At 64.8% G+C, this 4,362-nt stretch carries 1 protein-coding gene; it reads right to left on the bottom strand.

Annotation, left to right across the window (positions count from 1 at the left end; translation table 11 throughout):
• Nucleotides 1-4,362: condensation domain-containing protein (locus tag QMX96_RS26475; RefSeq protein ID WP_282362707.1), on the bottom strand; the 4,362-nt coding region annotated here is incomplete at both ends.

Here is a 4,362-nt window from a genome sequence, read left to right as displayed (position 1 = left end):
CGAAGCTGAACGGGGTCTTCTGCAGTACCGTGTCGCTGGCGTCCAGGGCGTAGGCCTGCTGCATCCAGCACAGGCGGTTGGTGAGTGCGCTGTGGCGGTTGCCGGCGCCCTTGGGATTGCCGGTGGAACCGGAGGTGTAGATGACGTAGGCCAGGTTCTCCGGGTGCAGGGCAATGTCCGGGTTGCTCTGGGCGTGCTCGCTCAGGTCCAGCGTGTCCAGGGCGAGCAGCGGTAGGCCTTCGGGCACCGGCAACTGTGCCAGCAGGTGCTGCTGGGTCAGCAGCAGGGCGATGCCGCTGTCGTCGAACAGGTAGCCCAGGCGCTCGCGCGGGTATTCCGGGTCCAGCGGCACGTAGGCGCCACCGGCCTTGAGGGTCGCCAGCAGGGCGACGACCATCTCGATGCTGCGTTCCATGGCGATGCCGACCAGCACGTCGGGGCCAACACCGCGTGCAATCAGCGCATGGGCGAGCTGGTTGGCACGGCTGTTGAGTTCGGCATAGCTCAGGTGCTGTTCGCCGAACACCAGTGCCGGCGCGTTCGGTGTCTGTTCGACCTGCGCCTCGATCAATTGATGAACCGGTTGCTCGAGTGGGTAGTGGGTCGATGTCAGGTTCCAGTCGAGCAGTACGGTGTGCTGTTCCTGCGGTGCAAGCATCACCAGGTCGCCGATGGCCTGGTCTGGCGAGTCGAGCATCGCCCTCAGCAGCCTGAGCAGCGAGTGAGCGAGCTTCTCGACCGTGGCGGTATCGAAATGCGCCTGGTCGTAACTTGCCTGCAAGGTCAGCATCGCGCCGAAGCCGACCATCAAGGTCAAGGGATAGTTGGTCTGCTCATGGGTACGGATGCTGCCAAAGTGCAGTGTTGTGCTTGGCGTCTGTTCCAGGGCTTGCGAAATCGGATAGTTCTCGAACACCAGAAGGGTGTCGAACAGGCTTTCGGCGTTCTTGCCGGCCAAGCGTTGAATCTCGAACAACGGGGTGTGTTCATGTTCTCGCAAGCTCAGGTTCTGCGCCTGCACCTGCTGCAGCCATTGGCCGACGCTGAGCTCGGGCAGCGGCGTGGCGACCACTGGCAAGGTGTTGATGAACAGCCCCAGTTGCTGTTCCACCCCGCTGAGCTCCGCCGGGCGACCGGAGACGGTGGCACCGAAGCAGACCGTCGCCTGCGCGCAGTAACGCTGCAGCACGATCAGCCAGGCTGCCTGAACCAGTGTGTTGGGGGTCACCTTCTGCTGGCGGGCAAAGGTCTCGAGCCGGGCAGTGTCGGCCTGTTCGAGCGCGGCTTCGAGGTGTGCGTGGCCGGACCCCGGTGAGCGTTGCGCAGTGATGGCCGCTGCAAGCCGAGTGGGCGCATCGAGGGTCTGTACCTGGGCTTTCCAGAACGTCTCGCTCAGTGCCGGGTCCTGCTGTTGCAGCCAGGCGATGTAATCGCTGTAGCGACCGCTGGACTGGGGCACGCGCTGGCCATGGTAGCGCTGCATCACCTCACCCATCATCTGCGAGTTGCTCCAGCCATCCATCAGGATGTGATGGTGGGTGTAGATGAGGTGATGGCTGTCCTCGCCGGTGCGGACCATGAACAGGCGCAGCAATGGTGGTTGCTGCAGGTCGAACGGCTGCATCAGCTCTTCGCCAGCCAGGGTGTCCAGCGCTGCGCTGCAACCCTGGCGCTCGCGCCAGTCCAGTACGCTGAACGGCAGTTCGACTCGCTTGTGCACCACTTGCAGCGGCTCGTCGAGCTGGCCCTGCCAGAGGAATCCGCTGCGCAGGATGTCATGGGCATCCACGGTGGCCTGCCACGCGGCCCGGAAGCGTTCTGCATCCAGGCCGCGTACGTCCAGGCGCATCTGATTGATGTAGTCGCCTGCTTGTTGCTGGTAAAGGGTGTGAAACAGCATGCCCTGTTGCATCGGGGCCAGCGGGTACAGCGTTTCAACCTGCTGGGCCGAAAGGGGCAGTGCATCGAGCTGCGCCTGGCTCAAACGGGCCAGAGGCACGTCCGACGGCGTCAGGCCGTGGTGGTCGGCCTGCAGGCAGTGCTCGATCAGGCGGCTCAGCGAATGCAGGTAATCTTCGGCCAGCCCTTCAATGGTCGATGCATCGTACATTGCGCTGTTGTAGCCCCAGGTCAGGCTCAGTTCACCGGCAAACACCTGGCAGTTGAGGGTCAGCCAGTTGCTCTGCGGGGCGTCCAGGCTCTGCCCGATACCTGCGCTTTCTGCAGCGGGGGCAAACAGCGCACCCTCGTCACTGTCGAAGGTGCCATCAAGCTGGCCCAGGTAATTGAACGTCAGGCGCGGCACAGGCAGTTGCTGCATGGTCTGTTGCGTCTGTGCATCGCCCAGGTAGCGCAAGGCGCCGAAGCCGATGCCCTTGTTGGGGATGGCGCGCAGTTGCTCCTTGATCTGCTTGATCGTGCCACCCAGCGTACTGGCCGGGGTCAGGCGTACCGGGAACAGGCTGGTGAACCAGCCGACGGTACGGGTCAGGTCCATGTCTTCGAACAGCTCCTCGCGGCCATGCCCTTCGAGTTGCAGCAGCAGGTCGTCGTGACCGCTCCAGCGCGTGATGACCTGCGCCAGCGCGCTGAGCAGCAGGTCGTTGACCTGGGTGCGATACGCCGCCGGTGCCTGTTGCAGCAACTGGCGGGTGCGTTGCTTGTCCAGCACGACCTGCACACTGTTGCTGTTGCGGTTGATCAGGCGATCGGCTGCACGGTCGCAGGGCAGGTCATTGCTCGCTCCGTGCAACTGCTGCCAGTAGGCGAGTTCCTGGTTCTGCCCGGTGTGCCTGGCGAACGCCTGCAACTGTTCGGCCCAGGCACGCAGCGAGCGGGTCCTGGCGGGCAGTTCGACAGCGTGCCCGGCCACTGCACGGCGGTATGCTGCCTGCAGGTCTTCGAAGAGAATGCGCCACGACACGCCATCGACCGCCAGGTGGTGAATCACCAGCAACAGGCGCTGGCTGCCATCGGCGAGCTCGGCAAGCAGCGCACGGACCAGGCCGCCTTCCAGGTCCAGGCTACGCTGCGCCGATTCGGCCAGCGCTTGTAGCGCATGCGCATCACTGACTGTGTGTTGCCACAGCAGCGGTGTGTGTGCCCAGGCTTCGCGCTGGGCCGCTTGCGAACGGTACTCGCCGGTCCAGCCGCTGGCGGTTTCGGTGAACTGCAGGCGCAAGGCGTCGTGGTGCAGCACCAGGCTTTGCAGGGCCTGATGCAGCGCCGCCGCATCAAGCCTGGCGTTGGCCTTGAGCAGTACGGCCTGGTTCCAGTGATGCCGCTCGGGCATCGGCAGTTCGAAGAACATCTGCTGGATCGGCAGCAATGCCGTTTCGCCCTGCAAGGGCGATTGGTCGACAACCGAGCGTGCATCGCTGGTCTGGGCAACCGTGGCCAGGCGCTGGATGGTCTGGTGTTCGAACAGCGCCTTGGGAGTGAAGCGGATACCGGCCTGACGGGCGCGACTGACGACCTGGATCGAGATGATCGAGTCGCCGCCCAGTTCGAAGAAGTTGTCGGTAACGCCCACGCGATCAAGCTTGAGTACCGCCTGCCAGATAGCGGCCAGTTGCTGTTCCAGTGGGTTGGAGGCAGCGACATGCTCGCTGCGCGTGGCTGCGTCGCCGATGCCGGGCAGAGCCTTGCGATCGAGCTTGCCGTTCGGGCTCAGCGGCAGTTGTTCCAGCAGTATCAGGTGGGTTGGCACCATGTAGTCGGGCAAACCGGTCAGCAACTGCTGGCGAACAGCATCGCGCCATTGCGCCTGCTGCGCACTGCTGGCCGACGCCAGGGTGGCGTCACTGGCCACCAGGTAGGCGGCCAGTTGCAGGCCGCTGCCTGCTTCAACGGCCAGCACGCTGGCCTCGCGAACGCAGTTCAGTTCGAGCAGGTGCGCTTCGATTTCACCGAGTTCGATACGCAGGCCGCGGATCTTCACCTGGTGGTCGACTCGCCCCATGTAGTCGATCACGCCGTCGGCGCGTTGGCGTGCCAGGTCACCGGTACGGTACAGGCGCTGGCCGGCGCCGAACGGGCTGGCGACGAAGCGCTCGGCGGTCAGCGCGGCACGGCGGTGGTAACCGCGCGCCAGGCCTGCACCGGTCAGGTACAACTCGCCGGTGGCACCCGCCGGCAACGGCAGCAGGTCGGCACTGAGCACGTACGCGCCCAGGTTGGCGATCGGCTGGCCGATCGGCACGCTGTTGCGACCTTCGTCGCGGCAGGTCCAGTGGGTCACGTCGATGGCGGCTTCGGTAGGGCCATACAGGTTGTACAGGCCGGCGTTCGGCAACTTGGCGAACACCTGCTGCTGCGCGTCCACCGGCAGGGCCTCGCCGCTGCAGACGATGCGGGTGAGGC

Source organism: Pseudomonas sp. PS01300, assembly GCF_029960155.1.
GTDB lineage: Bacteria > Pseudomonadota > Gammaproteobacteria > Pseudomonadales > Pseudomonadaceae > Aquipseudomonas > Aquipseudomonas palmensis.
Note: the sequence above shows the minus strand (reverse complement) of the source record. Positions and strands in the feature narration are given on the sequence as shown.